Below are 25,812 nucleotides of genomic sequence, written 5' to 3'. Positions count from 1 at the left end.
GGGGGTGAGCCGGTTCGCGGCTCCGCTCAACGCTGCAGCCGCTCGACCAGGGCTGGCCGGTACTGCCGGCTGCAGGCGACTTCGGCGCCGTTGCGCAGCACCACCACGGCGTCGCCCTTGTCGCGCGGTCGCAGCGTGCTCACCTGCGCCAGCGCCACCGCGGCGCTGCGGTGCACGCGCACAAAACCCGGGCCGAGGTCGGCCAGCAGCCCTGCCAGCGTGCGTCGCATCAGCAGCGCCCGGCCGGCGCTGTGCACCACGACGTAGTTGTCGGCCGACTCCAGCCATTCGATCTGCTCGCAGGTCACCACATGGGTGCGCCCTCGGTCGGGGATCAACAGGCGCCGGGGCGGGGCGACCTGCGGTCTGGCCTGCGGGGCCCGGGCGCGCAGGCGCTGCAGCGCGCGGGCCAGCCGTTCGGGCTCCACCGGCTTGAGCAGGTAGTCCACCGCGCTGGTGTCGAAGGCCGCCAGCGCATAGCGGTCGTGGGCCGTCACGAAAACCAGGGCCGGCCCGTCCTCCGGCAGCGAGGCGGCCAGGTCGAGGCCGTCGACCTCGGGCATCTGCACATCGACGAAGAGGGCGTCGACAGGCGCTTGCGACAGCAGCGCGAGGGCCTGCTCGCCGTCGGCCGCTTCGCCGACCACCTTCACGTCCTCGAAGGCGGCCAGCAGGCGCCGCAGCCGGGCCCGTGCCGGCGGCTCGTCGTCGACGATCAGCACGCGCATGGCAGCTCCACGCGCGCCGTCACGCCGCGGCCCGTGTCGGCCGGCCGCAGTGCCAGCGACGCGCGCTCGCCATGCAGCGCGGCCAGCCGGCGCTGCAGGTTGCCGAGCCCGACGCCGAAGACCACCGGTTGCGCCAGCGTGCCACCGTCGTCACGGACCTCGACCGTCAGCCCTTGGCCCTCGCGGCGTGCGCGGACCTCGATCGCGGTGGCCGAACGGCGCGGCTCGACCGCATGGCGGAAGCAGTTCTCGAGCAGGGGCTGCAGCCCCAGGGTCGGCACCAGGCAGGCGAGGGCCGCGTCGTCGATCTGCCAGCGCACGCTCACCCGGTCGGGGAAGCGCTGGCCCATGATGCCGGCATAGGCCTGCAGCAGCGCCAGCTCGTCGGCCAGGGGCTGTTGCGGCCGGTGCGCGACGTCGCTGGCCGCGCGCAGCAGCCGCGCCAGCTGCACCAGCAGCGCGTCGGCGAGGTCGGGGTCGCTGTGGATCAGCGAGGAGACGGTGTTCAGCGCGTTGAACAGGAAATGCGGCTGCAGCTGCTGCGTCAGTTGCAGCAGCTGGGCCTGGCTCGACAGGGCCTGCAGCCGCTCGGCGCGCAGCCGTTCGGCATGCCAGGCGAGGTAGGAACGCAAGCCGAACTGCACCGCGGTGAACAGGCCATAAAACAAGACGAACTTCATCGTCTCGTAGACCAGCACCTCGGACCACGGCGGGTGCCGGTAGGTCTGGCCCAGCAGCGCATGGACCGCATGGCGCAGCGTATAGACGCTGACCACGAAGGCCGGTGCCAGCAGCGGCAGCCAGACGAACACGCGCGCAAACCAGCGCCGGGGCTGCGCGAGCAGCCCGTCGAGCCGCCGCGACAGCCGCCACTGCAGCACCGCGAGAGCGCTGGCCATCAGCATCGAGCTGCCCTCGGCCACCAGCGGCCGCAGCCACCCGCCGCCTTCGCTGAGCTCGCCCTGCACGCCCGAGGCCACCATCAGGACCACGAAACCCAGCCAGGCGAAGGCGAAACCCAGCTTCGCCGCACGGCGCGTGGGTCCCGGGGCGGAGGCGGCGGAGGAGGGGACGTCGGGCAGCATGGGAGGTCGAAGTCGGCCGGCGACATCATGCCTCAAGGTGTGCCTGTGTCGGCCCCCCGTTGTCGAGCGTCGTTCAGCTCGGGCCGCCCTGTCGCTGTCGTCTGCCAGGCGCCCGGGCCGCAGGGCCCGCGTCGGGCACGATGCTATGCTGCGCCCGCATCGGACAGACAGGACCCGGCGACAGTGAAGAAGAACAGTCTCTCGACACGCGGCATGGCACTGCTCGGCAGCCTGCTGTGCGCGGTCAGCGCCGCGACGGCGGCCGACATCGAGCTCTACGAACACGACCACTTCGAAGGCGCCCGCATGGAGGCGCACTCGGCGGTCGAGAACTTCGCGCGGCACGGATTCAATGACATGGCGTCCTCGGTGGTGATCCACCGTGGTGTCTGGCAGCTCTGCGTCGATGCGAGCTTCCGTGGGCGCTGCGAAACGCTGGGACCCGGCCGGCATGGTCGCCTGCGCGACCTGCGTCTCAACGATGCCGTGTCCTCGATCCGGCCGGTGCGGCACGGCGGCGGTGCCGGTCATGAAGGCGGCCACGGACGGGGCGGCGCCCTGGTGCTGTTCCGGCATGACGGGTACGAAGGCCGCAGCGTGGCGCTCGACGGACCCGAGCACGACTTCAGCCACTTCGGCCTGAACGACGAAGTGTCTTCAGTGGTGATCGAGAGCGGCCGCTGGTTGCTGTGCACCGATGCGCATTTCCAGGGCCGATGCGTGAGCCTCGGGCCCGGCAGCTATGCCTCGCTGCGCGCCTACGGGCTGAACGACAAGTTGTCGTCGGCGCGCCCGGCGCGCGGCGGCGATGGCCGCCTGCCGCCGCCGCGTGGCTACGGGCGCGGCCCCGGCCCGGGCCGGGCCACCGGTGCCTGCGCCGACGCGCTCGGCCAGGCGATCGGCCGCGATCACCCGCGCGCCTCGCGCGTGGAGTTGTTCGACGGTGAGGTGGAGGAACAGCGGGTCTCCGACGACGAGATCGAAGTCCGCGGCGCCGGCCAGTTCGAAACCCCGCGCGCGCTGCGCCCCTTCCGCTTCACCTGCCGCTACGACCGCAACAGCGGCGACGTGAACTCGCTGGCGTACGACTGAGCGGCGAAAAAACACCGAGCCGGGCTGCGGTCAAGTCAGCCCGGCTCCCGGCCGGCCCCGGGGAGGGCGGCCGCTGGGGACATCAGGCTCAGTGGCCGTCGCGGTCCGAGTCGCCCGGGATGGCGCGCTCGATGCGGTCGCTCAGGCGTTGCCAGGAGTCGCGCGTCGCGTGCTTGGCCTGGTCCCAGGACAGAGTGGAGCGGCCGCGCGCATCGTCCCAGCCGCTGGCCAGGCCGGCTTCGCTCTCTTCCCAGCCCAGACCGCTGTTGCGGCTGTAGGACTCGACCCCGTAGCGATAGGCCGGGCCGTACTCGTCATAGCTGGAGCCCGCCGGCACATAGGGGCGGCTGCGGTAGGTGTCGGCCCAGTAGGCGTCTTCCACGGTCGGGTCGATCTGCTCGGCAATGCCCTTGCCGGCCAGCCCGCCGGCGACGGCGCCGACCGCCGCGCCGATCGCGGTGCCGACCGGGCCGGCCACCGTGCCGACCGCGGCGCCCGCCGCGATGCCGCCGGCGGCGGCACCGATGCCGGTCCCGACCGGGTGGGCGCCCGGGGTGCCGGTGATGGGATCACGGTTGGCGCTGCCTTGCGTCGTGTTCTTGCCCAGTCCTTGCTGATGGTTCATGCGGTTCTCCTTGCGTCGTTGACATGCCCGTGAGGGAAGGACGGCGGCTCGCGGCCACCTGCCTCATTGCACCCCAGGGGGTCATGGGGCCCGAATCGGACGCCGGCCATGCGGGGCGTAGGAGGGGGACTACCCGGCATGTCCATGCTGGCAGCTTAGGCATGGAGTTCGGCTGCAGGGCGAGGGCGCCGGACGGCGGCAACGTAAAGAGCCGCCGATACCGCCGCCACGGCGGCCAGCACCCACACCAGGCCCTGGTGGCCGGCGCTGAGCCGGGCCAGGACCAGCGAGGCCACCAGCGGGCCGGCTGCCTTGGCCGCCAATGCCGGCCCGGCCAGGGCCCCATTGACAGCGCCGTACTGCGCCCTCCCGTACAACTCGGCGGGAATGGCACCGCGCACGATGGTCATGATGCCGTTGCCGGCGCCGTAAAGCAGCGCGAACAGGACGAAACCCGGCCCCGGGCCGCTCAGCACGGCAAGCAGCGCCAGCGACAGCGGCAGCAGCCACATCGCCACGATCCCGACCCGCGAGGGACGCGCCTGGCCCAGCACGACCAGCTCCAGCAGCCGGCCCGCCACCTGCATCGGCCCGATCAACGCGCCGATCCAGGCCGCCTGCTGGAGCGTCATGCCCTTGCCGAGCAGGACCGGGATGAAGTGCACCGTCAGCGCCGAGAACACCAGGTTGTTGCCGGTGAAGGCGAGGCCCAGCGTGTAGAAGACGGGGTCGCGCCAGACCGGGCGGGATGCCCCGCCGCCGGCCGGCTGCGCCACGACGGGCGGAGCCGGCGCTTCACCGGGTGTCGTTGCGCGCGCCGGCACCATGGCGAGGTGCAGTGGCAGGCAGACGAGCAGGTTGAGTGCCGCCAGCACCAGCAGTGCCGCCTGCCAGCCCAGCGCGTCGATGAGCGCCTGGGTCAGCGGCCAGAAGACCGTGCTGGCGAACCCGCCGAACAGCGTCACCCCCGTGATGGCCCGGCGGTGGCCGTCTCTGAACACCTGCACCAGCACCGCAAAGGCGGGGTCGTAGAGGCTCGCGCCCATCGCCAGGCCCAGTCCGGCCCAGACCGCGTAGAGCTGAGCCGGGGTCTGCACCGCGGCGAGCGCGCCCAACAGCAGCCCCATCAGCAAAGAGCCTGCGCTCATGACACGCCGGCCACCCTGGCGGTCGATCAGCGCCCCCACCGGGGCACTCACGGCACCGGCGATGAGCAGGGACATCGAGAAGGCACCGACCACCAGGGTCGGGTCGGCGCCGGTGGCCGCGGCCAGCGACGGCATCAGCAGCGTGAAGGCGTAAAAGGTCGAGCCCCAGCCGATGATCTGGGTGATGCCCAGCGCCGCCACCAGGGGCCAGGTCCGAGGGCGCTCGCGGTTTGGAGGAGGGGGCGAAGTGGCAGGGGTGCGGGACACGGCAATACCAGGCGGATGGAAGGAGCGGGACCTTGCCCGCCCGCATCATGCCCCAGCCCCCGGCATGCCCGCGTCGCAGACGAGACGCCGCAGTTTCGTGAAGGCTCTCACACACTCGCTGAAAGCACGCCCGCGCCGGGTTGCCGAGCAGCGCCGTGCTCGTCATGCTGGTGGCAGTCTTGCCTTTGTCACAAAAAATCCATGACGAATGACAACACGGTGGCCGACGAGGCGCCCGAGGACGTCGACCTGGGTGAAATGCGTTGCGTCGAGCGCGTCCTGACACCCACTGAGGCGCACCTGCTCAAGTCCTGCCTGGTAGCGGCCGGCATTCCGGCCATGGTCGCGGACGCCCACCTGGTGCAGGCGAACTCCTTCTTGACGAATGCTGCCGGCGGCGTGCGGGTGATGGTGCCCGCCCGCCTGATCGACGCAGCCAAGCAGGTACTGGCCGAGTTCCACAAGGGCGGCCTGGCGCTCGACGACGACGAACCCGCGCCGCCGGCGCCGCGAGCGCCGAAGGACGTTGCGCTGTGGCACCCCGACGGGGCCGCCTTCTGGAGCCTGTTGTTCACGCCGGTCTTCGGCACCGCGCTGCACTTGCTCAACCGGCGTGCCTTGGGGGAGCCAGGGCAGATCGCCGCGTGGGGCTGGTTGATTGCGAGCCTGGTCCTGACGCTGGGAAGCGCGCTGTTCGTGCTGTCCGCCGGAGCGACCCCGGCGGCGGCCTTGATCGCTGCCGGCCTGTCGAGCGGCTTTGCCGTGGTGTGGTACTTCGCCGCCGGCTACGCGCACTCCAAGGCGATCGCGGCCGTCTATGGCACGCGCTACAGGCGCCGGCCCTTCTTCAAGGCCTGGTTGATCGGACTGGCCTTCCTGGGTCTGCGCCGGGTTCTCCACGGCGCGCTGTAGTGCTCGATGTCCGGCGTTTACCGCCGGCCTTTTCGGCGATGAGTGGACCCAGCCCCTCGCGCCGGCGGTACCGCCTCAGTTGAACTTCCAGTCGATGCCCGCGTACACCGAACGCCCATCCCCCGGCAGGAACTGCGCCGTGTCCCTCCCGCGCGCGTCGCGCACCACCCCGGTGGTGGCCACATAGCGCCGGTCGGCGAGGTTGCGGCCGTCGACGAACCAGCCCAGGCCGGGCTGGAATTCGCCGCTGGCCTTCAAGCCCCAGACCGCATAGCCCGGCGCCCGGAAACTGTTCGCGAAGTCGATCGGATAGCCGCCCGCGCCTTCGGCGTGCAGCGCCAGCAGGCTGCCGCCCTCGAAACGCCAGCCGAGCTGCGCGCGTGCCGCATGGCGTGGCACGCCCGGCAGGCGGCGGCTGCCATAGCTCGGGTCGCCCTTGAGGTGGAAGTCGTTCCACAGGCCCTGCAGCCGCCACTCCAGCCGGCCGGCCTCGCTCGCCAAGGCCTTGCCGCTCAGCCCCAGCTCCAGGCCGCGGTGCACGCTGCGCGCCGCATTGACCGTGACATTGGCCCCCGCCGTGTTGGTGGCGATCTGCAGCAACTCGTCGTGCAGGTGTGCCTCGAAGAGCGACACATCCCACTCCAGCTGCGCCATGCGGCCGCGGCTGCCCAGCTCTAGGATGGTCGCGCGCTGCGCCTCGTTGATCGTGGGCCGCAGGCCGCCGGTCAGCTCGCCAAAGCTGGTCGGCTCGAAGCTGCGTGAGAGGTTGGCATACACCTGCAGCTCGGGGCGCCAGTCCCAGCGCAGGCCCAGCTTCGGGCTGAAACCGCGGTAGCGCTCGGCGAAACTTTCGCTCACCGGGTCGGCCGAAATCGCCCGCGACATGGCGATCTTCCAGGCGCCGCGTCGAGCGTGTCGCCTGCGCGCCGGTGACCAGGGTCCAGCGCGGCAGGAACTCATGCGGGTTCTCCGCATACAGCTCCGGGTTGCGGGCCGTCTGCCGCGTCTTGTTGGTGCGCGGGCCGCGCTCGCCCGCAAGGTTGCGGTAGCGCTCCTCCTCAGTCCGGCCGGCGCTCGGCGCGACGCCCAGGATCAGCCAGTTGGGCCGCCCGGGCAGCTGCGACGCGAGCGTGTAGCGCGCCTCCAGCCCCCAGTCATGGTTGCGCTGGTCCAGCACCTGGAAGATCGGGTGGTGCAGCTCCTTCTCGGCCGCGTAGGCGGACAGCTCCAGCTGGTGCTCGCCTTCCCGGTAGACGGTCTTGTTGGAGACGCGTGTCCAGCGGATGTCCCGGCGCTGGTCGACCGCCCTGTTGTCGGGATGAGCCTGCGAGGGGTCCTCTTCGAGCTGGGCCCGCGTCAACGAGCCCGGCAGTTCGGAATCGCTGCGCGCGTGGCCGAGGTAAAAGCGGGTCTCCAGCCGAGGGGCTTCAGGCCGCGGCCATGGTAGGTGCGCTGCAGGCCGGAGCCGCGGATCGACAGGCGCGCCTCCCCGGCGCCGAAACGCGGCTGCACCCACACGCCGGTGGCCGAGCCGTGAGCGTCGGCCAGGGTGGAGACGCGGCCTTCACGATAGCTGCGAGCATCGACGACCCCGGCGCCGCCGGTGGTCTGATGGATGCGCTCGCGGGCAGTGGACAGGTCCGCTGGGTCAGGGTCGATGGGGCGCGACTTTTCTGTCCGGTCACCACGAGGCCGGGCAGTTGTCGGGGCGCTTCGGCATCGGCCGGCGCCGGCGCAGTGGGGGCAGGGGCCTGGGCAAAGGCCGCGGACAGGGCGCCGCGGCCAGCGTTTTTTGTTCGCTCAGCTCAGGAGAACGGCGGCGGCCCGCGCGACAGCGGGCCCAGCCATTGGGCATCGAGGCGGCGGCTCGACAGCAGCGCCGCAGGGGGCGGCGGGCTGAAGGCGCCGCCGGCGATCAGATCGGGAGGCTGCAGCGCGGCGAGCGCCACGCTGCAGCAGCCGTCCGCAGCGCGATCGCCAGGCGACGGCTCGGGAGCATGTGGGACGGGCGGGCGGCAGGCATGGGCGACGATTTTAAGGTTGCCGCCAGGCCGGCCGTATCCGTTCGTGAAAGCGTGGCGCCGCCGCGCCGGGTCACTGCGCTGGCCGGGTCGGCCGGGCCGTCAGCGTGCAGCCGGTCGCCGCAGCGATGACGCAGGCGATGCCCAGCCATTGCGCCGGCTTCAGGTGCTCGCCCAGGATCAGCAGCCCCGCCAGCGCGCCGATCGCCGGCTCCAGGCTGAGCAGGATGCCGAAGCTGCGCTTGGGCAGGCGCTTGAGCGCGACCATCTCGAGCGAGTAGGGCAGCGCGCTGGAGAAAATGCCGATCGCCAAGCCCGCCAGCAGCACCGCCGGCTCGAAGAGGCCGCCGCCGGCCTGCGCCAGCCCGAAGGGCAAGGTCACCAGCGCCGCGACGACCATGCCGATCGAGGTCGCCTGCCCGCCGTGCGCGCGGCCGGCCTTCTGCCCGAACACGATGTAGAAGGCCCAGAACAGGCCTGCTCCCGCGGCGCACAGGACACCCACCGGATCCAGCGCCTGGCCCGAGCCGTCGAGCAGGAGCAGCAGCACCAGGCCCACGGCCGCGAGCGCTGCCCACAGCAGGTCCAGCGCGCGGTGCGAGGACAGCACTGCCAGAGCCAGCGGGCCGGTGAACTCGATCGCGAGCGACACGCCGATCGGCAAGGTGCGCAGCGACAGGTAGAACAAGAGGTTGGTCAGGCCCAGCGCTGCACCGTAGAGCACGATCCAGCCGGCGTCGCGGGCCGCCAGCGGCAGCCGCCACGGACGCCACACCGCGAGCAGGATCAGCGCCGAGACGCCCGTGCGCAGGGCCACCGTGCCTTCGGCGCCGACCACGGGAAACAGGCTCTTGGCGAAACTGGTGCCGCCGCACAGCGACACGATGGCGCCCAGTACGGCGGCCACGGCGAAGGCCAGCGAGGTCGCCGCGGAACGCTGCGGCAGGGCGAGGGAGGTGGCGGACATAGGCAAAAGGGACGGCTGCAAGGGGTGGCCGTGTGCGGCTGCCCGGGTTTCCATGGTAGAAGGGGCTGGTGAGAGGAAAATCCTTAGACGGGCGAAATACGGAACGAACTCTCGATATTCGGCTGGAAGATGAAACGTTTTCTCGATGGGCAAGTGCATGGACCGACTCGACATCCGTATCCTCAACCTGCTGCAGGAAGACGCCTCGCTCCCGCTGCGGGCCTTGGCCGAGGCCGTGCACAGCTCGCCGGCCACCTGTCAGCGGCGCATTGCGCAGCTCAAGGCCGACGGCTATTTGCTCAAGCAGGTCGCCATCGTCGACCGCGTCCGCGTCGGGCGGCCCCTGACCGTGTTCGTGTCGGTCGAACTGGAGAAGCAGAACGCCGCGCTGCTGCGCAGCTTCGAGAAAAAAATGACGGTCGAGGACGAGGTGATGGCTTGCTACGAGGTGTCGGGCGAGTCCGACTTCCTGCTCATCGTCAACGCGGCCTCGATGGAGTCTTACCATGCCTTCACCCGGCGGGTCTTCTCGTCGAACAACAATGTGCGCAACTTCACGAGCAACTTCGCGATGCATTGTTCGAAGTTCGAGACGCGGATCCGTCTGGACGAAACCTGAGCGCGTGTTCCGATGCAGGCCGTGGATGGCGCCGTTTTCGTGCCGCATCCGCAAGCCGTGATACGGTCACGCTTTTCGCACCTGATCAAGAAGAAGGCATGGCTTCCAGTCCTGAAAACACCAGCATGGCGCTGTTCTGCGACTTCGAGAACGTCGCCCTGGGCGTGCGCGACGCCCAATACGAGAAGTTCGACATCAAGCGCGTGCTCGAGCGCCTGCTGCTCAAAGGCAGCATCGTCGTCAAGAAAGCCTACTGCGACTGGGATCGCTACAAGGGTTTCAAGGCGGCCATGCACGAGGCCAGCTTCGAGCTGATCGAGATCCCGCATGTCCGCCAATCCGGCAAAAACTCGGCCGACATCCGGCTGGTCGTCGATGCCCTGGACCTGTGCTACACCAAGTCGCACGTCAACACCTTCGTCATCATCAGCGGCGACTCCGACTTTTCGCCGCTGGTTTCCAAGCTGCGTGAAAACGCCAAGCAGGTGATCGGCGTCGGCGTCAAGCAGTCGACCTCCGACCTGCTGATCGCGAACTGCGACGAGTTCATCTTCTATGACGACTTGGTGCGTGAAGGCCAGCGCGCGTCGGCGAAGCGCCAGCCGCAGGAAGCGGAGGCCAGCCCGAAACGTTCGCCCGAGGAGGACCGGCGCCGCCGCAAGGAAGGCGAGGCCCGCAAGGCCAAGGCCTTCGAACTGGCGGTCGAGACCTTCGAAGCGCTGGTGTCGGAACGCGGCGACAGCGGCAAGATCCGGGCCTCGGTGCTGAAAGACGCGATCAAGCGCCGCCGCCCGGACTTCAACGAGTCCTACTTCGGCTTCCGCACCTTCGGCGCCTTGCTCGAGGAAGCCCAGGCCCGCGGCCTGCTCGAAGTCGGTCGCGACGAGAAGTCGAACGCCTACGTGTACCGGGGCCACGGCAGCCTCGCACGCAGCGAAGCAGCGGCGGAGGCAGCGCTCCAGGGCGAGGTGGCCGAGGCGGTGATGCCTCCCGCCATGGAGCTCGCACCGGTTCGCGTCGAACCGGCGGAAGCGCCGGCGCCTGCCGTCGAGGCGGCGGCCCCGCCGGCACCGGCACGCAAGCGCCGCGGCGGCCGCAAGACCCCCGAGACCGCCCCCGCGGCCGCGGCGCAGCTGCAGCCGAGCGAGCCGGCGCCCGTTGAGACGCCCCAGCCCGCGGCGGTGGAGGCCGGCGCGCCCTTGGAGCCGGCTCCGGCGAAGCCGGCGCGCAAGACCCCTGCGCGGCCGCGGCGCCCGCGCAAGACAGCGGCAGAGGCCGACAAGGGCTGAGGGGACCGCCGCGCGGCTGACGGCTTCGGGTTGCCGTGAGCCGGGGCTCAGGCCTTGACGACCTTGTCCGAAGGTTTCAGGTAACGGCCCCGGCAGTCCACGATGAGCCGGGCGTTGTGCTCGATCATCTCGTAGTCGAACTGGTCGTGGTCGGTGGCCAGCAGAACGCAGTCATACGCCTTCAGGCTTTCCGCGGTGATCGGCTCGCTGCAAAGATCGAAACGGTAGTCGCGCATCCTGGGGAACACGGGCACGTGAGGATCGCTGTAGCGCACCTCGGCACCCAGCGCGCGCAGCTGGTCCATCATGCAGACCGACGGAGACTCGCGCATGTCGCCGACGTTTTTCTTGTAGGCGATGCCGAGGACCAGGATGCTGCTGCCCTTGACCGGCTTCCGCTCGGTATTGAGCGCCGCACTCAACTTCCCGATCACATAGTCGGGCATCGATGCGTTGACCTCGCCCGCGAGTTCGATGAAGCGGGTATGCAGGCCGTACTCGCGGGCCTTCCAGGTCAGATAAAAAGGGTCGATGGGGATGCAGTGGCCGCCGAGGCCGGGGCCGGGATAGTAGGGAACAAAGCCGAAAGGTTTGGTCGCTGCCGCCCGGATCACCTCGTGAATGTCGATGTCCATCTTGTCGGCGACGATCTTCATCTCGTTCACCAGGCCGATGTTGACGGCGCGGTGGATGTTCTCCAGCAGCTTGGTCATCTCGGCGGCGCGGGTGCTCGATACCGGAACCACCTGGTCGATCACCTGGCCGTACAGGGCCAGGCCGATCTCGAGGCAGGCCGGGGTGTGGCCGCCGCAGACCTTCGGGATCGCGTGCGTGGAAAAATCGGGATTGCCCGGATCTTCGCGCTCGGGGGAGTAGACCAGGAAGACGTCCTCGCCGACTTTCAAACCGCGCGACTCGATGCGCGGCAGCAGTTCCTCTTCCGTGGTGCCCGGATAGGTGGTCGACTCCAGCGACACCACCTGACCGGCCCTGAGATAAGGCAGCAGCGTGTCGGTGGTGTCGAGGATGAACGACAGGTCCGGCGCGCGATGTCCATCCAGCGGTGTCGGCACGCACAGGATGAGCGCATCCGCCTCGCTGGCACGGCTGAAATCGGTGGTCGGATCGAGCTTGGATTGCACCCGCGCGATGCGCTCCGCCGGGATGTGTTCGATATAGGTCTTGCCGGCCTTCAGCGCCTCGACCTTGCCCGGGTCGATGTCGAAGCCGATCACCCGAAAACCCGTCTCGGCGAAGCGCAACATCAGCGGCAAGCCGACGTAACCCAAACCCACGACCCCGACGCAAGCGGATCGATCGGCGATCCTGGCAGCAAGAGAACTCGACACTTGTTGTTTCCTCCCGTCCCGCTGTCCGGACGAAGGAACATATCATGAGTGCAATCACCCGGTCAGCCGACTTTCACCCCGGCAAAGCCGGGTTTTGCGCCGCCGGCCCAACGCGGGCCATGCTCACTGTGCCGCACGGACTCCTAGCGAGCCTCCGCCAGCTGCTGCTGTTGCAGCGGGGCCAGACGGGCGGCTTCCTCCGCGGTCAGGCGGAAGGATTGCAAGGCGCTGAGGGCTTCGGCGCGGACCTCGGGATCGGCCTGCGGGTTGAAGCTCAGGTCGAGCAATTGCGACTTGGCTTCGGCGCTCCGGATGCCTGCATCCAGGGTGGCTCCGATCGCGGCGACCTGGACCGACGGGTCGCGATCCGCCAGGGCCTGGCGCAGTATCGGTTCCACCGAGCTGCTGCGGTCGGCCTGCACCAGGCTCGCCACGCTTTCCCGGCGCACCTGGGGATCGGCGTTGCCAGCATAGTGCCGAAGCTGCTGAACCATCGCGTCATCGCTGCGCACGGCGTCCAGGCCGCCCGAATTGCGCAGTGCTTCGAGGGCACTGGCCAGCAGCTGCGGATTCGCCTCGGTCAACACCGCCTGGCGTGCCGCGGCCGCCACCGCCTTGGGCGGGTCGGGCAGCGATGACAGCAGGTCGAAGGCTTTCTGCCGGGCGTGAACGTCGGGATTGCGCAGCAGGAGATCGGCCGAACGTTCCAGCAGCGCCGGCTGTGCTTGCGACAGCGTCAAGGCCACGAACTCCTGGAGCTCCGGGTTGGTGTTGCCGCCGCGGCTGAGTTGCTCGAGCATCGCGGCAGCCAGCTTGGGGTCGCCCTGCACGCGTTTGAGCAGTTCGTCCGGGTTCATGGCTTGAAGCGCCTGCCAGTCCTGCTCGGTGGCGGAAAGCCGCGTGGAGGCTGCAGCCAGGACGGAGCCGCCTGTCGTCGAGGAGGCGGCCTTCTGCGTCACGAAGTCCTGACGGCTGCCTGCGGCGGGCCCGGTGACCGGCGTCGATGGGTTGGCAGCACTGGCACAGGCGAGACTGCCCGGGGGTCCCGCGTCGTGCCCGGCCATGGCCCAGCCCAGCGCCGTACCGGCGCCGGAACTCACGATGGTGGTCAATGCCAGAGCCCGCAAGCTGATGGAGCCTGGACGTTGGTAGAGGATGGCCATGGGGTCCTCATCGTTGCAGTGGGAGAGGAGGGAAGGCAGGGCCTGTCGGCGCCTGCCTGCGAGCGGATCGGCTTCAAAGGATAAGCCGCATCACCGGATCTTCTTGTAGCGGTAGGGTTTCGCCACCTTGGAGCCCACTTTGTAGTTGATCGAGCGGATGTGCTTGACGGCACCGGCGCCGCCTCTCTGCTCCAAGGTGTGGAATCGCGTGTGGCTGCTGTTTGCCCAGCCGTTGAAGATCACCACATGGCCGTTGGCGCCGCCGGTGCCGGCGCCGAGCGTGCCCACGATGTCGCCTTTGCGCAGGCTGCTCCAGTTGATGCGCTTGACAAAGGTCGGAAGGCTGACGGTATTGGGGCTGTAGGGCAGGTGCAGCGCCATGGACACGAAGCCGGAACAATCGGTGCGGTACTGCTTTCCCTGAGGGTCGCGATAGGTCTTGTACATGCTGTAGGGCACGTGCTTGTTGACCCAGTACATGCCCCTGCTCATCACTTCTGAACGTTTGATCGGGCCGCCGACCTGCGACGCGGCCGCGGCAACCTGGGCAGTCGACGCAGCGGACGGCACCAGCTCCAGCTCCTGGGCCTGCGCGACGGTGGGCGCGAGCAGCGCGCCCGATAGCGTCAGCGCGGCGAACAGGAAGCTGCGGGTCGGGCCGGATCGGGTGATGAAGGGAATGTCGTGCGCGTCCTTCAGTGCAGGGTCGAAAGAGCAAGCTGCGAGGGCGGGAACACGGAAAGCCTGCATGAAATAAATCTCCTTGATGTTGTCGCGGCACCTCGACCTCGCCGGCTGGGCGAGGCCGGGTCTTGCAAAGCCTTTGAACTACCTACTGCACGGCTTTTGGACAGGGCCCGATAGGGGCCAATGCGGATCACGTGTAGCAGCATCTTTCGGTGATGCCGCGAGGAAAGCATAGAACCGTGGCGGCGAACCAGGCACTACGGATACTCGTAAACCGGCTCTGGTTTCGACCGCTCGATGCAGTTCCGACAGCACGGCAGTGAGACGCGCAACATCAAGGCTGGAGCCAGAAGCAGGGGCTATTGCGGGCCGGTCGGAGCAGTTTGAAAAAGCCCCGCTCGACGCTGCATGTCAAAAGGTTAAAGGTGCTGGAAAAGTCAACCCGGGTGGGGTGACAAAACGCGCGGCCGACCGGCTTTCGCAGCTTCGCGACTTTCTTCGCATCGACATCCCCGGTCCGGCCGATGTTCACCCCAGCAAGGCCCGGTCATGCTCCGCCAGATGCCGCTCCCCCTCTTCGAGAATGAAGTAGCGAAACGCCTCCGCGGCCGGCGACAGCAGCTTGGACGAGGGGCGCACCAGGTTCCAGGTGCGCATCACCGGCGTGCCGTCGATGGGCAGCACGCTCAGCAGGCCGCAGCGCAGCTCCAGCCCCAGGGTGTGCAGCGACAGGAAGCTCACCCCCATGCCGGCCATCACCGCCTGCTTGATGGTCTCGTTGCTCGACATCTCCATGCGGCTCTGCGGATGAAAACGCTGTTCGCGGAACAGGTCTTCCATGGCAGTGCGGGTGCCTGAGCCGGCCTCGCGCACGATCAGCGCCTCGCGCTCCAGCGACGCCAGCGGCGAGCTGCCCTGCTGCAGCAGGCGGTGCCCCGGCGGACCGATGAACACGAGGGGATGGGCGGCGAAGGGCTCGGCACGGGTCGAGAGGTCCTTGGGCGGGCGGCCCATGATCGCGAGGTCCACCTCGTTGCTGCCCATCAGACCCACCAGCTGCTCACGGTTGGGCAGCACGCTCAGGCGCAGCTCGATGCCCGGGTGCTGCTCGCGGAAACGCGCCAGCAGCCGCGGCACGAAGTACTTCGCGGTGCTCACCAGCCCGATCGTCAAGAGGCCGGCCTCGACACGCTTGAAGCGCGCCATCGCGTCCTCGGCTTCCTTGAGCGTCGCGATCAGGCGTCTGGCATAGACCAGGAAGTACTCACCGGTGGTGGTCAGCGAGACGCTGCGCCCCTCGCGGTGGAAGAGCTGCAGGCCGACCCCCGCCTCCAGCTCCTTGACCTGCATCGTGATCGCGGGCGGGGTGCAGTGCAGGGCCTCGGCGGCGCGCACGAAGCTGAGCTGCCGCGCGACCTCGACGAACACCCGCAGCTGCCGGAAGGTGACGCTTTTCATTCAGTGCGGCTTAACCGATGGCTAACGATTCTTGAATTTACCTGAGCCTTCGGCCTCCCTAGAGTCGCTTCAACACCTCGTATCAACGACCAGTGACAGGAGCGCACCGTGAACCGACCGGTTGAGGAAGGCCAGATCACCGACGCCCGCAAACGCTACAGCGCCGGCGTCCTGAAGTACCGACAAATGGGCTACTGGATGCCCGACTACGCACCGCGCGACACCGACGTGCTGTGCCTCTTCCGCATCACACCGCAGGAGGGCGTGGACCCGGTCGAGGCCGCCGCTGCAGTGGCCGGCGAATCCAGCACCGCGACCTGGACGGTGGTCTGGACCGACCGCCTGACCGCCTGCGACAACTACCGGGCCAAGGCCTACCAGGTCGAACCGGTGCCGGGCACGCCGGGGCAGTTTTTTGCGTGGGTGGCCTATGACCTCATCCTCTTCGAGGAAGGCTCGATCGCCAACATGACCGCCAGCCTGATCGGCAACGTCTTCAGCTTCAAGCCGCTGAAGGCGGTGCGGCTGGAGGACATCCGCATCCCGGTGGCCTATGTCAAGACCTTCAAGGGACCGCCCACCGGCCTGATCGTCGAGCGCGAGCGGCTCGACAAGTTCGGTCGCCCGTTGCTGGGCGCGACCACCAAACCCAAGCTGGGTCTGTCGGGGCGCAACTACGGCCGGGTGGTCTACGAGGGCCTGAAGGGCGGGCTGGACTTCATGAAGGACGACGAGAACATCAACTCGCAACCCTTCATGCACTGGCGCGACCGTTATCTCTATGTGATGGACGCCGTCAACAAGGCCAGCGCCGCGACCGGCGAGGTCAAGGGCAGCTACCTCAACGTGACGGCGGCGACGATGGAGGAGATGTACGAACGCGCCGAGTTCGCCAAGGAGCTGGGCTCGGTGATCGTGATGGTCGACCTGGTGATCGGCTGGACCGCGATCCAGTCGATGGCGAACTGGGCCCGGCGCAACGACATGATCCTGCACATGCACCGCGCCGGCCACGGCACCTACACGCGGCAGAAGAACCACGGCGTCAGCTTCCGCGTGATGGCCAAGTGGCTGCGCCTGGCCGGCTGCGATCACCTGCACGCCGGCACCGCGGTCGGCAAGCTCGAAGGCGACCCGATGACGGTGCAGGGCTACTACAACGTCTGCCGCGACAGCGTCACGCGCCGCGACCTGCCGCGCGGCCTGCACTTCGACCAGGACTGGGCCGACCTGAAGAAAGTGATGCCAGTGGCCTCGGGCGGCATCCACGCCGGCCAGATGCACCAGCTGCTGGAGCTGTTCGGCGACGACGTGGTGCTGCAGTTCGGCGGCGGCACGATCGGCCACCCGCAGGGCATCCAGGCCGGCGCGCTGGCCAACCGGGTCGCGCTGGAGGTGATGGTCAAGGCGCGCAACGAAGGGCGCCACCTGCTCGAGGAGGGCCCGACCATCCTGCGCGAGGCCGCCGCCGGCTGCCTGCCGCTGAAGCAGGCGCTCGACACCTGGGGCGAGGTGCGCTTCGACTACACGCCCACCGACACCTCCGACTACGCCGTCACCCCCAGCCTGATCTGAACAAGGAGCCCGCGATGTTGACAAACCCCACCGGCCGGCTCACCCAGGGCCAGTTCAGCTTCCTGCCCGACCTGAGCGACGCGGAGATCGCGCTGCAGGTCGAGTACGGACTCGCCAAGGGTTATGCCTGGAGCGTCGAGTACACCGACGACCCGCACCCGCGCAACACCTACTGGGAGATGTTCGGCCACCCGATGTTCGACCTGAAGGACGCCGCCGGCGTGCTGATGGAGCTGCGGTCCTGCCGCCAGTCCTTTCCGCGCCACTACATCCGGCTGCAGGCCTTCGACGCGACGCGCGGCGTGGAGAGCGTGGCGATGAGTTTCATCGTCAACCGTCCCGCCGAGGAGCCCGGCTTCCTGCTGGAGCGCCAGGAGGCCGAGGGCCGCACCGTGCGCTACAGCAGCCGGGCCTATGCCGCGAACGCGCCGGAAGGCCGGCGCTACGGGGAGTGAGCGCCATGCCGGCCGCTCCCCACTCCACCCCGGCTGCCGGATCGCAGCCGCTCTACCTGATCCCCGGCGCCACCGGCGGTCCGGCTTCGGCCGCGGCGGCCGAGGCGCCGCCGGCCGCCGGGCCGCGCACCGTGGCGGAGGTGCTGGAGCAGGCCCGCATCGAGCCGGTCCTGCAAGAGCTGGACCGCGACCTGGTCGGCCTGGCGCCGGTCAAGCAGCGCATCCGCGACATGGCGGCGCTGCTCGTGATCGACCGCTTGCGCCGCGCGCAGGACCTGAGCGCGGCCGCGCCCTCGCTGCACATGAGCTTCACCGGCAACCCCGGCACCGGCAAGACCACGGTCGCGATGCGCATGGCCGAGATCCTGCACCGGCTCGGCTACGTTCGCAAAGGCCACCTGGTGGCCGTGACCCGCGACGACCTGGTGGGCCAGTACATCGGCCACACCGCGCCCAAGACGCGCGAGGTGCTCAAGAAGGCCATGGGCGGCGTGCTTTTCATCGACGAGGCCTACTACCTCTACCGGCCCGAGAACGAACGCGACTACGGCCAGGAGGCCATCGAGATCCTGCTGCAGGTGATGGAGAACCAGCGCGACGACCTGGTCGTGATCCTGGCCGGCTACAAGGACCGCATGGAGCGGTTTTTCCGCAGCAACCCGGGCATGTCCTCGCGCATCGCGCACCACCTGGACTTTCCCGACTACAGCCCGTCCGAACTGCTGTCCATCGCCGGCAAGCTGCTGGCCGAGCAGGACTACCGCTTCGGGCCGGCGGCCGAAGCAGCGTTCGCGCGCTACCTGGAACGCCGCATCGTCCAGCCGCACTTCGCCAATGCGCGCAGCGTGCGCAACGCGCTGGAGCGCGCCAGGCTGCGCCAGGCCAGCCGGCTGTTCGCCGATGCGGAGCGCGCCTACACCCGCGAGGAGTTGAGCACGGTGGCGGCCGAGGACATCCTGGCGAGCCGCGTGTTCGGCACCGAGCCCCCGAGCGATCTCGCCCCCACCGAGGAGACGCCATGAGCCGACCCGATCTCGACGTCTGGCTGGTGCCCCATCCACCCGCGCTGGCGGCGGCGGTACGTGCCGTCGCGCGGGGCTGCGCCGACATCGCGGCCGCAGCGCGCCGCGGCGCGCTCGACAGCCTGCACCAGGCCACCGGCAGCGGCAACGCGAGTGGCGAGTCGCAGACCGGCCTCGACCTCTATGCGGACGGGCAACTGGCCTCGGCGCTGGCGGCCTGCCCGGCGGTGGCCGGCTGGGTCAGCGAGGAGCAGGCCGAGCCGGTCGCCTCGCCCTGGCACGCGCGCCAGGGCGAGTACCTGGTGGTCTACGACCCGCTCGACGGTTCGTCCAACATCGAGGCCAATGTCGGCGTCGGCAGCATCTTTTCGGTGCTGTCCCATCCGCTGCGCTCGGCGCCGCCGAGCACCGCGGCCTTCCTGCAGCCCGGGCTGCGCCAGCGGGCCGCGGGTTATGTGCTGTACGGACCCTCGACGGTGCTGGTGCTGAGCCTGGGGCAGGGCGTGAGCCTGTTCACGCTGGACCCGGAAAGCGGCCGCTGGCTGCTCACCCGCGAGGGCGTCACGGTGAAGCCGGTGAGCTCGGAGTTCGCGATCAACGCCTCCAACCAGCGCTTCTGGGACAAGCCCGTGCAGCGTTACGTGGCCGAGTGCGTCGCGGGCGAGAGCGGCCCGCGCGGCCGCGACTTCAACATGCGCTGGATCGCGAGCCTGGTCGCCGAGGTGCACCGCATCTTCACCCGCGGCGGCGTGTTCCTGTACCCGCGCGACTGCCGCCAGCCGCAACGCCCGGGCCGGCTGCGCCTGCTCTACGAGGCCGCACCGATGGCCTTCCTGATGCAGCAGGCCGGGGCGCTGGCGGTCAACGGCAGCAGCCCGCTGCTGGAGGTGGTGCCCGACACCCTGCACCAGCGGGTGCCGGTGATCCTGGGCTCGCGCGAGGAAGTGGAGCGCATCGTGCGCTACCACGCCGATCCCAATGAAAACGTCTGGTGGCCGCTGTTCAACCACCGCTCGCTGTTCGTCCAGCCCCATGCCTGAAGCCGCAGGCCCACACCATGTCCAGAAAACACCCCGTCATCGCCGTTACCGGCTCCAGCGGCGCCGGCACCAGCACGGTCAAGCGCACCTTCGACAACATCTTCCGGCGCGAAGGCATACGCGCCGCGGTGATCGAGGGCGATGCCTTCCACCGCCACACCCGGGTGGAGATGAAGGCCGAGGTCGAGCGGGCCGACCGGGAGGGCCGGCCGATGAGCCACTTCGGCCCGGATGCCAACGAGTGGGCCAGCCTGGAGGCGCAGTTCCGCACCTACGGCGAGGCCGGCCGCTGCCGCACGCGCCACTACCTGCACAACGCCGAGGAGGCGGCGTCCTGGGGCCAGGAGCCCGGCACCTTCACGCCCTGGCAGGACACGCCGGTGGACACGGACCTGCTGTTCTACGAGGGACTGCACGGCTGCGTGCGCACGACCGCGGTCGACATCGCCCGCCACGTCGACCTGAAGATCGGCGTGGTGCCCATCATCAACCTGGAATGGATCCAGAAGATCCACCGCGACACGCGCGACCGCGGCTACTCGACCGAGGCGGTGGCCGACACCATCCTGCGCCGCATGCACGACTACGTGCACTACATCTGCCCGCAGTTCGCCGAGACCGACATCAACTTCCAGCGCGTGCCGGTGGTGGACACCTCCAACCCCTTCATCGCGCGCGATATCCCCACGGCCGGAGAGAGCATGACGGTGATCCGCTTCCGCAACCCGCGGGGTATCGACTTTCCCTACCTGCTGTCGATGATCGGCGACTCCTTCATGTCGCGCGCCAACACCATCGTCGTGCCGGGCGGCCGCATGGACCTCGCGATGCAGCTGATCCTCACGCCGATGATCCTGCGCCTGGTGGAGATCGGCCGCGTCCAGCACGCCTGACCTTGAGGAGGATTGATCGATGAGCCACAGCAACTCCAGAAGCCCCGACGGGCGGGACGCTCGGGCCGGTACGACCAGCGCCCTGATGGCCGCCGCCCTGCGGGCGCTGGCGATGGACGCGGTGCAGCAGGCCAACTCGGGCCACCCCGGCGCGCCGATGGGCATGGCCGAGATGGCGGTGGCCCTGTGGGGCCGGCACCTGCGCCACGACCCGGCCGGGCCGGACTGGCCCGAGCGCGACCGCTTCGTGCTCTCCAACGGCCACGCCTCGATGCTGCTGTATGCGCTGCTGCACCTGAGCGGATACGCGCTGCCGATGGGCGAAATCCAGCGCTTCCGCCAGCTGCACAGCCGCACGCCGGGACACCCCGAGGCCGGCCTCACGCCGGGCGTCGAAACCACCACCGGCCCGCTGGGGCAGGGCCTGGCCAACGCGGTCGGCATGGCGCTGGCCGAGAAGCTGCTCGCCGACGAGTTCAACCGCGACGGCCACCGGGTGGTCGACCACCGCACCTATGTCTTCGCCGGTGACGGCTGCCTGATGGAGGGCATCAGCCACGAGGCCTGTTCGCTCGCGGCGGCCTGGAAGCTGCACAAGCTGGTGGTGCTGTACGACGACAACGGCATCTCGATCGACGGCCCGGTGGCGCCCTGGTTCCCCGACGACACGCCGGCCCGCTTCCGCGCCTACGGCTGGCAGGTGCTCGGCCCGCTGGACGGCCACGACGTCGAGGCGGTGGACGCCGCGCTGCGCGCGGCCGCGGCGCAGCGATCGGCACCGACCCTGATCGTCTGCCGCACCCGCATCGGCCATGGCTCGCCCAACCGCGCCGGCAGTGCCCGCGCCCATGGCGAGCCGCTGGGCGCCGAGGAGGTCGGGCTGACGCGCCAGGCCATGGGCTGGCCGCATGCGCCCTTCGAGATCCCGCCCGAGGTCTACGCCGCCTGGGACACGCGCGAGCGCGGCGCGATGCTCAGGCGCGACTGGCAGCGGCGCTGGGATGCCTACCAGGCGGCGCACCCGACCCTGGCCGCCGAGCTGGAGCGCCGCTGGCGCGGCGAGCTGCCGGCCGGGGCCGAGGCGCTGCTGGACGAGGTGCTGGCGCAGGCCGCCGCCGAGGACCAGGCCGTCGCGACGCGCAAGGCCTCGCAGCAGGTGCTGGCCCGGCTGGGGCCGGCGCTGCCGGAGCTGCTGGGCGGCTCGGCCGACCTGACCGGCTCCAATCTGACCGACTTCCCGGGCTGCGGTGCAGTGCGGGGCGGCTCGCCGGGCGGCCGGCACGTCAACTACGGGGTGCGTGAGTTCGGCATGGCGGCCATCATGAACGGCATCGCGCTGCATGGCGGTTTCATTCCCTACGGCGGCACCTTCCTGACCTTCAGCGATTACTCGCGCAATGCGATCCGCATGGCGGCGCTGATGCAGCAGCGCGTGATCCATGTCTTCACGCACGACTCCATCGGCCTGGGCGAGGACGGCCCGACCCACCAGCCGATCGAACACGCGGCCAGCCTGCGCCTGATTCCGGACCTCGACGTCTGGCGCCCCTGCGATGCGGCCGAAACCGCGGTAGCCTGGGGCCAGGCGCTGCGGCACCGCACCCGGCCCAGCGCCTTGCTGCTGTCGCGCCAGGCGCTGCCGGCACAGCTGCGCGAGGCCGCGGTGCTGCCCGACATCGCTCGCGGCGGCTATGTGCTGAGCGACCGCCACGAGCCGCGCGCCGTGCTGATCGCCAGCGGCTCCGAAGTGGGGCTGGCGATGCGGGCGCAGGCGCTGCTGGACGACCAGGGCGTGTCGGTGCGGGTGGTGTCGCTGCCGTCGTCCACCGTGTTCGACCGCCAGGACGCGGCCTACCGCGCCCGCGTGCTGCCGGCCGGGCTGCCGCGTTTCGGGGTCGAGGCCGGCGTGACGCGCTGGTGGGGGCAGTATGGTTGCGTGGACGCGATCGGCCTGGACCGCTTCGGGGAATCGGCGCCGGCCGAGGCCTTGTGGCAGCACTTCGGGCTGACGCCCCGGCGGCTGGTCCAGATGGTCCTGCGCCAGCTGGGTCAGGCCGCCGCCGGCAGCGTGGCGGCATTGCCGTGAGCCGCGCGGCAAGCCCCGGCCTGCGCGCGCTGGTGTGGGACGTGGACGGCACCCTGGCCGAGACCGAGCGCGACGGGCACCGGGTCGCCTTCAACCTGGCCTTCAAGGAGTTCGGGCTGCCGTGGCGCTGGGACAGCGTGACCTATGGCCGGCTGTTGCAGGTGACGGGCGGGCGCGAACGGCTGCTGCACGACTTCGCGTCGCGGCCGGGCCTGCCCGCCGACGCAGGCGAGCGCGAGCGGCTGGCCGCCGAGCTGCACCGCCGCAAGAATGCCATCTATGCCACGCTGCTGGAGAGCCGCGGCATCGCGCTGCGCCCCGGCGTGCGCGAGCTGATCGAGGCCGGCTGCGCGGAAGGCGTGGCCCAGGCGATCGCCACCACCACCAGCCGCGCCAATGTCGAGGCCTTGCTGCGCCACGGCCTCGGCGCGGACTGGCGGCAGCGCTTCGCGGCGGTGGTCTGCGCGGAGGACGCGCCGGCCAAGAAACCGCATCCGCAGGCCTACCTGCTGGCCTTGCAGCAGCTGGGCTGTGCCGCCCACGAGGCGATTGCCATCGAGGACTCGCCCAATGGCCTGGCCGCCGCGCGCGGCGCCGGCATCGCGACCGTGGTGACGCGCAGCGCCTATTTCGCGCGACAGCCCTTCGACGGCGCGCTGGCGGTCTGCGAGGACCTGTGCACGCCGCAGCCGGTGTCGCTGGACCGGCTGCGTGGCTGGCTGCAGCGCGGGCCGGCGATCACGGGCGGTGCGGCTCAAGCGCCCGCGCGACGCTGCTGAGCCCGTCTTGAACCGGCCACGAGCGCGGCCAGGCCCAGCCCCATCAAGGCCCAGCTCGACGGCTCGGGCGCGGGGGAGAGGCGCAGGTCGACATAGGTGTCGCCATAGACCAGCGCCACGGCGTAGAGCGAGCGGTCGAGCTCGCTGGCGATGTCCTCGAAACGCCCCTCGATGCCACCGGCCGCGGTGAGGAAGCGGTAGACGCCGAGCTCGGGCACGGCGCCGAGCACGTCGAGGTCCAGGGTGCCGCCGAGGACCGCCTTGCCGGAGGCGGCCACGAGGTCGAAGGACGTGAGGCTCGCGATGTCGAGATCGAAGCGCGCGCCGATGAAGTGCACCGTGTCGCTCAGCACCTGGGCGTTGCCGATCGCATCGCCCAGGCCGGCGCCGAAGCTGCCGATCCGGAAGCTCACTTCACGGGCGCGCAGCGTGCCGCCCAGCCAGGTCGCGATCGTCCACGCGCCCGGCTCGTCCAGCTGGCCCTGCGTGTAGAAGCGGGTGCTCAGCAGGCTGCCTGCGCCGACCTCGATCCAGCCGTCGTTGTCCAGCTGCTGGTCGTGCACGAGGGTCGCGCCGCCCTGCAGGACCAGCCGCCCGGTGTTGAAGCGCAGGCCGCTCAAGGCATCGATGTCGTCGCCGGCCCAGGTGGTGGCGAGGCGGGCTCGCGGGCCGTCGAGCAGCACGTCCGCGGCATTGGAGTGGATCAGCACCGGCCCCAGGCCGCCCGACTCGCTGCCGAGGTTCAGCACCACCCGGCCGTCGCGCATCACCCAGCGCCCGTCGCTCAGCAAGCCCGGCGTGGCATGCTGCGCCAGCGGTCCGAAGACAACCACCCGGGCCCCGTCCGCCTCGACGCTGCCGCGGTTGTCGAACGCGCCTGTGAAGGTCAGCGTACCGGCACCGACGTTGCGCACGCTGCCGCTGTTGTCGAAGCGGCTCGCCACCACGGTGTGGCCGGCCCCGGTCTTGAGGTAGGTGCCGGCGTTGTGGAAACTCTCGACCGCGACCCGGGTCGGGCGCGGCTCGCCGGACCCGCTCGCGGTGCCGGCTCTGTTGCGGTCCTGGAACACCGTGCCGGCGTCGACCCGGATGCTGCCCGCCCCGTAGAGGTCGGACTGGCCGTCCCAGTCGACCCCGCCGCGGAAGTGGAAGGCCTGGTCCATCTTCTTGCCGGGCGGGTCGGGCGGCGAACGCAGCGAGTACTCGAGGTTCTCGCTCAGCACCACGGCGCCTGCGACCGTCACCGGCCCGCCAGCCACGAGCCGGCCATCGGCCCATTCGAGCCGGTCCAGGTCGAGGCGGCCGGCCACCCGGACTTCGCTCTGGGCGTAGCCGATCAGGCTGCCGAGCTCCATCACGGCGAAGGGGTCGGCGATACGCAGGGTGCCGATATCCAGGGCGCCGTCCACGCTCAGTTGGCTGCCGCCCAGCACCTCATAACGTCCCCGCCCGCTCAGCCGCGCGGCCGCGGAGACCGAGACGATGTCCTCCGACCAGCGCACCAGGCCGTCGTTGTGCAGTCGGCCGGCGCTGATCTCCATCGGCTCGTTCAGCCAGTCGCCCACGCTGCCCACCTGGATCATCCGGCCGGCAGCGCCGACGATCCAGTCGCCGGTGCTGTTGAAGAGGGTACGGAAACGGTTGAAGCGCATCTCGCCGTCGAGGATCTCGATGCGTCCGCTGTTCGAGTGCGAGCCGCGATAGGTGGTGACGTCCACCGAGCCACCCGCCACGATGAAGCTGCCGCTGTTGGACCAGATGGAGCCGGCGTTGCCTTGCACCGCGACGCGGCCCTCGCGCACCGCGAAGCGGCCGCTGTTCTCCAGGCTGCCCCAGTCCGGGGCGATGGTGGTGGTGTAGGAGCCGGTCTTTTCGTAGTCGCCCTCGTTGCTCACCCCGATGGTCACCCCGATGTTGTGGTCGCCGCTGGCCGCCCGGTCCAGGAAGCGGCCTCCGCGCGGGATGCGGAAGACCGTGTTGCCGCCGATGTACGAACCGGTCCACAGCGTCTCGCCCAGCAGTTTCAGGTCGCCGTCGTTGCCGAGGTCGATGGTGCCGCTGAGGTGCGCCGCACCGAGCACCGTGAGCCGCGGCGACGCGGAGCCGTCGATCGAGTACAGCGAGCCGCCGCTCCACTGCAGTGTCCGGGTGGCGAGGGCGCCGGGCCCGTAGAGGCGGCCGGCGCTGAAGTTCAGCGCGCCCACCGAGGAGCCGTCGGCCTGCAGGCGCAGCGAGCCGCCGCTGATCGACAGGGTGCCGTCGCCCAGCACGCTGTGGGCGCGGAAGGCGCCGCTGCGCAGCGTGGTGTCGAAACGGCCGAGCAGCGCGCGGGTGCTGTCGGCGGCCGGCGGGCCGGCCGACCAGTTGGCGCCGAGGTCCCAGAAGGGCGTGGGCGCGGCGCCGGTCCAGGTGGTGTCCGCGGCGACGGCGGGACCGAGACCCAGGGCCAGTTGCGCAGCCGCCAGGGCGACCTTGCGCCAGGCAAACGGGACACGGGGAGTGAGAGAGGGGATGGGCCGCATACTGCCTCCTGTGCAGATGGGCGGCGCTCG

General features: G+C 69.9%; 23 protein-coding genes. 11 read left to right on the top strand and 12 right to left on the bottom strand.

Annotation, left to right across the window (positions count from 1 at the left end; genetic code table 11):
• Window positions 1–26 precede the first annotated feature (26 nt).
• Both OOT46_RS12370 and OOT46_RS12365 read right to left on the bottom strand, forming a co-directional pair.
• Window positions 27–728 carry a LytR/AlgR family response regulator transcription factor gene (locus tag OOT46_RS12370; RefSeq protein WP_265403911.1) on the bottom strand — a complete coding sequence of 234 codons (702 nt, stop codon included), beginning with the start codon at window positions 726–728 and terminating at the stop codon, window positions 27–29.
• Complete coding sequence (locus OOT46_RS12365) at window positions 716–1,813, bottom strand: sensor histidine kinase (RefSeq protein ID WP_265403910.1); 1,098 nt, start codon at window positions 1,811–1,813, stop codon at window positions 716–718. Before OOT46_RS12365 ends, OOT46_RS12370 begins: the two co-directional genes overlap by 13 nt.
• A gap of 183 nt (window positions 1,814–1,996) precedes the next feature.
• Between OOT46_RS12365 and OOT46_RS12360 the strand changes: the two genes are divergently transcribed.
• Window positions 1,997–2,905 (top strand): beta/gamma crystallin-related protein, encoded by a 909-nt coding sequence (locus OOT46_RS12360; RefSeq protein ID WP_265403909.1) that lies wholly within the window; start codon window positions 1,997–1,999, stop codon window positions 2,903–2,905.
• A gap of 88 nt (window positions 2,906–2,993) precedes the next feature.
• On the opposite strand, the gene OOT46_RS12355 is transcribed toward OOT46_RS12360, so the two are convergent.
• Both OOT46_RS12355 and OOT46_RS12350 read right to left on the bottom strand, forming a co-directional pair.
• Window positions 2,994–3,530, bottom strand: a complete 537-nt coding sequence (locus OOT46_RS12355; protein ID WP_265403908.1) for a hypothetical protein — start codon at window positions 3,528–3,530, stop codon at window positions 2,994–2,996.
• Between the two features lie 155 nt (window positions 3,531–3,685).
• Window positions 3,686–4,945: an MFS transporter gene (locus OOT46_RS12350; RefSeq protein ID WP_265403907.1), complete on the bottom strand. Its 1,260-nt coding sequence runs from the start codon at window positions 4,943–4,945 to the stop codon at window positions 3,686–3,688.
• Between the two features lie 201 nt (window positions 4,946–5,146).
• Here OOT46_RS12350 and OOT46_RS12345 point away from each other — a divergent pair, with 201 nt between their 5' ends.
• Complete coding sequence (locus OOT46_RS12345; protein ID WP_265403906.1) at window positions 5,147–5,857, top strand: putative signal transducing protein; 711 nt, start codon at window positions 5,147–5,149, stop codon at window positions 5,855–5,857.
• Window positions 5,858–5,932: 75 nt separating this feature from the next.
• Here OOT46_RS12345 and OOT46_RS12340 read toward each other — a convergent pair whose 3' ends face one another.
• The 3 genes from OOT46_RS12340 to OOT46_RS12330 form a co-directional block, all read right to left on the bottom strand.
• Complete coding sequence (locus OOT46_RS12340; RefSeq protein ID WP_265403905.1) at window positions 5,933–6,742, bottom strand: TonB-dependent receptor domain-containing protein; 810 nt, start codon at window positions 6,740–6,742, stop codon at window positions 5,933–5,935.
• A 920-nt stretch (window positions 6,743–7,662) separates the two neighbouring features.
• Complete coding sequence (locus OOT46_RS12335; protein ID WP_265403904.1) at window positions 7,663–7,806, bottom strand: hypothetical protein; 144 nt, start codon at window positions 7,804–7,806, stop codon at window positions 7,663–7,665.
• 145 nt (window positions 7,807–7,951) lie between these two features.
• Window positions 7,952–8,845, bottom strand: coding sequence for an EamA family transporter (locus tag OOT46_RS12330; RefSeq protein ID WP_265403903.1), 894 nt, complete (start codon window positions 8,843–8,845; stop codon window positions 7,952–7,954).
• 157 nt (window positions 8,846–9,002) lie between these two features.
• Here OOT46_RS12330 and OOT46_RS12325 point away from each other — a divergent pair, with 157 nt between their 5' ends.
• Both OOT46_RS12325 and OOT46_RS12320 read left to right on the top strand, forming a co-directional pair.
• Window positions 9,003–9,464, top strand: coding sequence for an Lrp/AsnC family transcriptional regulator (locus tag OOT46_RS12325; RefSeq protein ID WP_265403902.1), 462 nt, complete (start codon window positions 9,003–9,005; stop codon window positions 9,462–9,464).
• A gap of 98 nt (window positions 9,465–9,562) precedes the next feature.
• Window positions 9,563–10,753 carry an NYN domain-containing protein gene (locus tag OOT46_RS12320; protein WP_265403901.1) on the top strand — a complete coding sequence of 397 codons (1,191 nt, stop codon included), beginning with the start codon at window positions 9,563–9,565 and terminating at the stop codon, window positions 10,751–10,753.
• A gap of 47 nt (window positions 10,754–10,800) precedes the next feature.
• Here OOT46_RS12320 and OOT46_RS12315 read toward each other — a convergent pair whose 3' ends face one another.
• The 4 genes from OOT46_RS12315 to OOT46_RS12300 all read right to left on the bottom strand — a co-directional run bounded on the left by OOT46_RS12315 (window position 10,801) and on the right by OOT46_RS12300 (window position 15,410).
• Window positions 10,801–12,102: a nucleotide sugar dehydrogenase gene (locus OOT46_RS12315; protein WP_265403900.1), complete on the bottom strand. Its 1,302-nt coding sequence runs from the start codon at window positions 12,100–12,102 to the stop codon at window positions 10,801–10,803.
• A 143-nt stretch (window positions 12,103–12,245) separates the two neighbouring features.
• On the bottom strand, window positions 12,246–13,265 hold the full coding sequence (locus OOT46_RS12310; protein ID WP_265403899.1) for a HEAT repeat domain-containing protein: 1,020 nt from the start codon (window positions 13,263–13,265) through the stop codon (window positions 12,246–12,248).
• A gap of 90 nt (window positions 13,266–13,355) precedes the next feature.
• A complete protein-coding gene (locus tag OOT46_RS12305; protein ID WP_265403898.1) occupies window positions 13,356–14,015 on the bottom strand; it encodes a hypothetical protein in 660 nt (219 codons plus the stop codon).
• Window positions 14,016–14,480: 465 nt separating this feature from the next.
• The gene (locus OOT46_RS12300; protein WP_265403897.1) at window positions 14,481–15,410 is read right to left on the bottom strand and encodes a LysR family transcriptional regulator; all 930 of its coding nucleotides are present in this window, start codon (window positions 15,408–15,410) and stop codon (window positions 14,481–14,483) included.
• A gap of 108 nt (window positions 15,411–15,518) precedes the next feature.
• Here OOT46_RS12300 and OOT46_RS12295 point away from each other — a divergent pair, with 108 nt between their 5' ends.
• The 7 genes from OOT46_RS12295 to OOT46_RS12265 are packed head-to-tail and all read left to right on the top strand — an operon-like array spanning window position 15,519 to window position 23,260.
• On the top strand, window positions 15,519–16,985 hold the full coding sequence (locus OOT46_RS12295; RefSeq protein ID WP_265403896.1) for a form I ribulose bisphosphate carboxylase large subunit: 1,467 nt from the start codon (window positions 15,519–15,521) through the stop codon (window positions 16,983–16,985).
• Window positions 16,986–16,999: 14 nt separating this feature from the next.
• Entirely contained in the window at window positions 17,000–17,440 is a 441-nt protein-coding gene (locus OOT46_RS12290) for a ribulose bisphosphate carboxylase small subunit (protein WP_265403895.1), read from the top strand.
• 5 nt (window positions 17,441–17,445) lie between these two features.
• Complete coding sequence (gene cbbX / locus OOT46_RS12285) at window positions 17,446–18,462, top strand: CbbX protein (protein WP_265403894.1); 1,017 nt, start codon at window positions 17,446–17,448, stop codon at window positions 18,460–18,462.
• Window positions 18,459–19,502 carry a class 1 fructose-bisphosphatase gene (locus tag OOT46_RS12280; protein WP_265403893.1) on the top strand — a complete coding sequence of 348 codons (1,044 nt, stop codon included), beginning with the start codon at window positions 18,459–18,461 and terminating at the stop codon, window positions 19,500–19,502. The genes cbbX and OOT46_RS12280 overlap by 4 nt, the downstream gene beginning before the upstream one ends.
• A 17-nt stretch (window positions 19,503–19,519) precedes the next feature.
• The gene (locus OOT46_RS12275; protein ID WP_265403892.1) at window positions 19,520–20,395 is read left to right on the top strand and encodes a phosphoribulokinase; all 876 of its coding nucleotides are present in this window, start codon (window positions 19,520–19,522) and stop codon (window positions 20,393–20,395) included.
• Between the two features lie 19 nt (window positions 20,396–20,414).
• Window positions 20,415–22,481, top strand: coding sequence for a transketolase (gene tkt, locus OOT46_RS12270; RefSeq protein ID WP_416136183.1), 2,067 nt, complete (start codon window positions 20,415–20,417; stop codon window positions 22,479–22,481).
• Window positions 22,478–23,260, top strand: coding sequence for an HAD-IA family hydrolase (locus tag OOT46_RS12265; RefSeq protein ID WP_265403891.1), 783 nt, complete (start codon window positions 22,478–22,480; stop codon window positions 23,258–23,260). Before tkt ends, OOT46_RS12265 begins: the two co-directional genes overlap by 4 nt.
• Here OOT46_RS12265 and OOT46_RS12260 read toward each other — a convergent pair.
• The gene (locus tag OOT46_RS12260; protein ID WP_265403890.1) at window positions 23,236–25,782 is read right to left on the bottom strand and encodes a PEP-CTERM sorting domain-containing protein; all 2,547 of its coding nucleotides are present in this window, start codon (window positions 25,780–25,782) and stop codon (window positions 23,236–23,238) included. The two genes, OOT46_RS12265 and OOT46_RS12260, sit on opposite strands and share 25 nt — an antisense overlap.
• Between the last annotated feature and the right edge of the window lie 30 nt (window positions 25,783–25,812).

This window comes from Aquabacterium sp. A7-Y (genome assembly GCF_026153205.1).
GTDB lineage: Bacteria > Pseudomonadota > Gammaproteobacteria > Burkholderiales > Burkholderiaceae_C > Caldimonas.
Note: the sequence above shows the minus strand (reverse complement) of the source record. Positions and strands in the feature narration are given on the sequence as shown.

Bases quoted from the DNA above. Each gene is read 5' to 3' on its own strand.
- OOT46_RS12370 (WP_265403911.1), bottom strand. From the start codon at position 728: ATGCGCGTGCTGATCGTCGACGACGAGCCGCCGGCACGGGCCCGGCTG.
- OOT46_RS12365 (WP_265403910.1), bottom strand. From the start codon at position 1,813: ATGCTGCCCGACGTCCCCTCCTCCGCCGCCTCCGCCCCGGGACCCACG.
- OOT46_RS12355 (WP_265403908.1), bottom strand. From the start codon at position 3,530: ATGAACCATCAGCAAGGACTGGGCAAGAACACGACGCAAGGCAGCGCC.
- OOT46_RS12345 (WP_265403906.1), top strand. From the start codon at position 5,147: ATGACGAATGACAACACGGTGGCCGACGAGGCGCCCGAGGACGTCGAC.
- OOT46_RS12340 (WP_265403905.1), bottom strand. From the start codon at position 6,742: ATGTCGCGGGCGATTTCGGCCGACCCGGTGAGCGAAAGTTTCGCCGAG.
- OOT46_RS12330 (WP_265403903.1), bottom strand. From the start codon at position 8,845: ATGTCCGCCACCTCCCTCGCCCTGCCGCAGCGTTCCGCGGCGACCTCG.
- OOT46_RS12325 (WP_265403902.1), top strand. From the start codon at position 9,003: ATGGACCGACTCGACATCCGTATCCTCAACCTGCTGCAGGAAGACGCC.
- OOT46_RS12320 (WP_265403901.1), top strand. From the start codon at position 9,563: ATGGCTTCCAGTCCTGAAAACACCAGCATGGCGCTGTTCTGCGACTTC.
- OOT46_RS12310 (WP_265403899.1), bottom strand. From the start codon at position 13,265: ATGGCCATCCTCTACCAACGTCCAGGCTCCATCAGCTTGCGGGCTCTG.
- OOT46_RS12305 (WP_265403898.1), bottom strand. From the start codon at position 14,015: ATGCAGGCTTTCCGTGTTCCCGCCCTCGCAGCTTGCTCTTTCGACCCT.
- OOT46_RS12300 (WP_265403897.1), bottom strand. From the start codon at position 15,410: ATGAAAAGCGTCACCTTCCGGCAGCTGCGGGTGTTCGTCGAGGTCGCG.
- OOT46_RS12290 (WP_265403895.1), top strand. From the start codon at position 17,000: ATGTTGACAAACCCCACCGGCCGGCTCACCCAGGGCCAGTTCAGCTTC.
- cbbX (WP_265403894.1), top strand. From the start codon at position 17,446: ATGCCGGCCGCTCCCCACTCCACCCCGGCTGCCGGATCGCAGCCGCTC.
- OOT46_RS12280 (WP_265403893.1), top strand. From the start codon at position 18,459: ATGAGCCGACCCGATCTCGACGTCTGGCTGGTGCCCCATCCACCCGCG.
- OOT46_RS12275 (WP_265403892.1), top strand. From the start codon at position 19,520: ATGTCCAGAAAACACCCCGTCATCGCCGTTACCGGCTCCAGCGGCGCC.
- tkt (WP_416136183.1), top strand. From the start codon at position 20,415: ATGAGCCACAGCAACTCCAGAAGCCCCGACGGGCGGGACGCTCGGGCC.
- OOT46_RS12260 (WP_265403890.1), bottom strand. From the start codon at position 25,782: ATGCGGCCCATCCCCTCTCTCACTCCCCGTGTCCCGTTTGCCTGGCGC.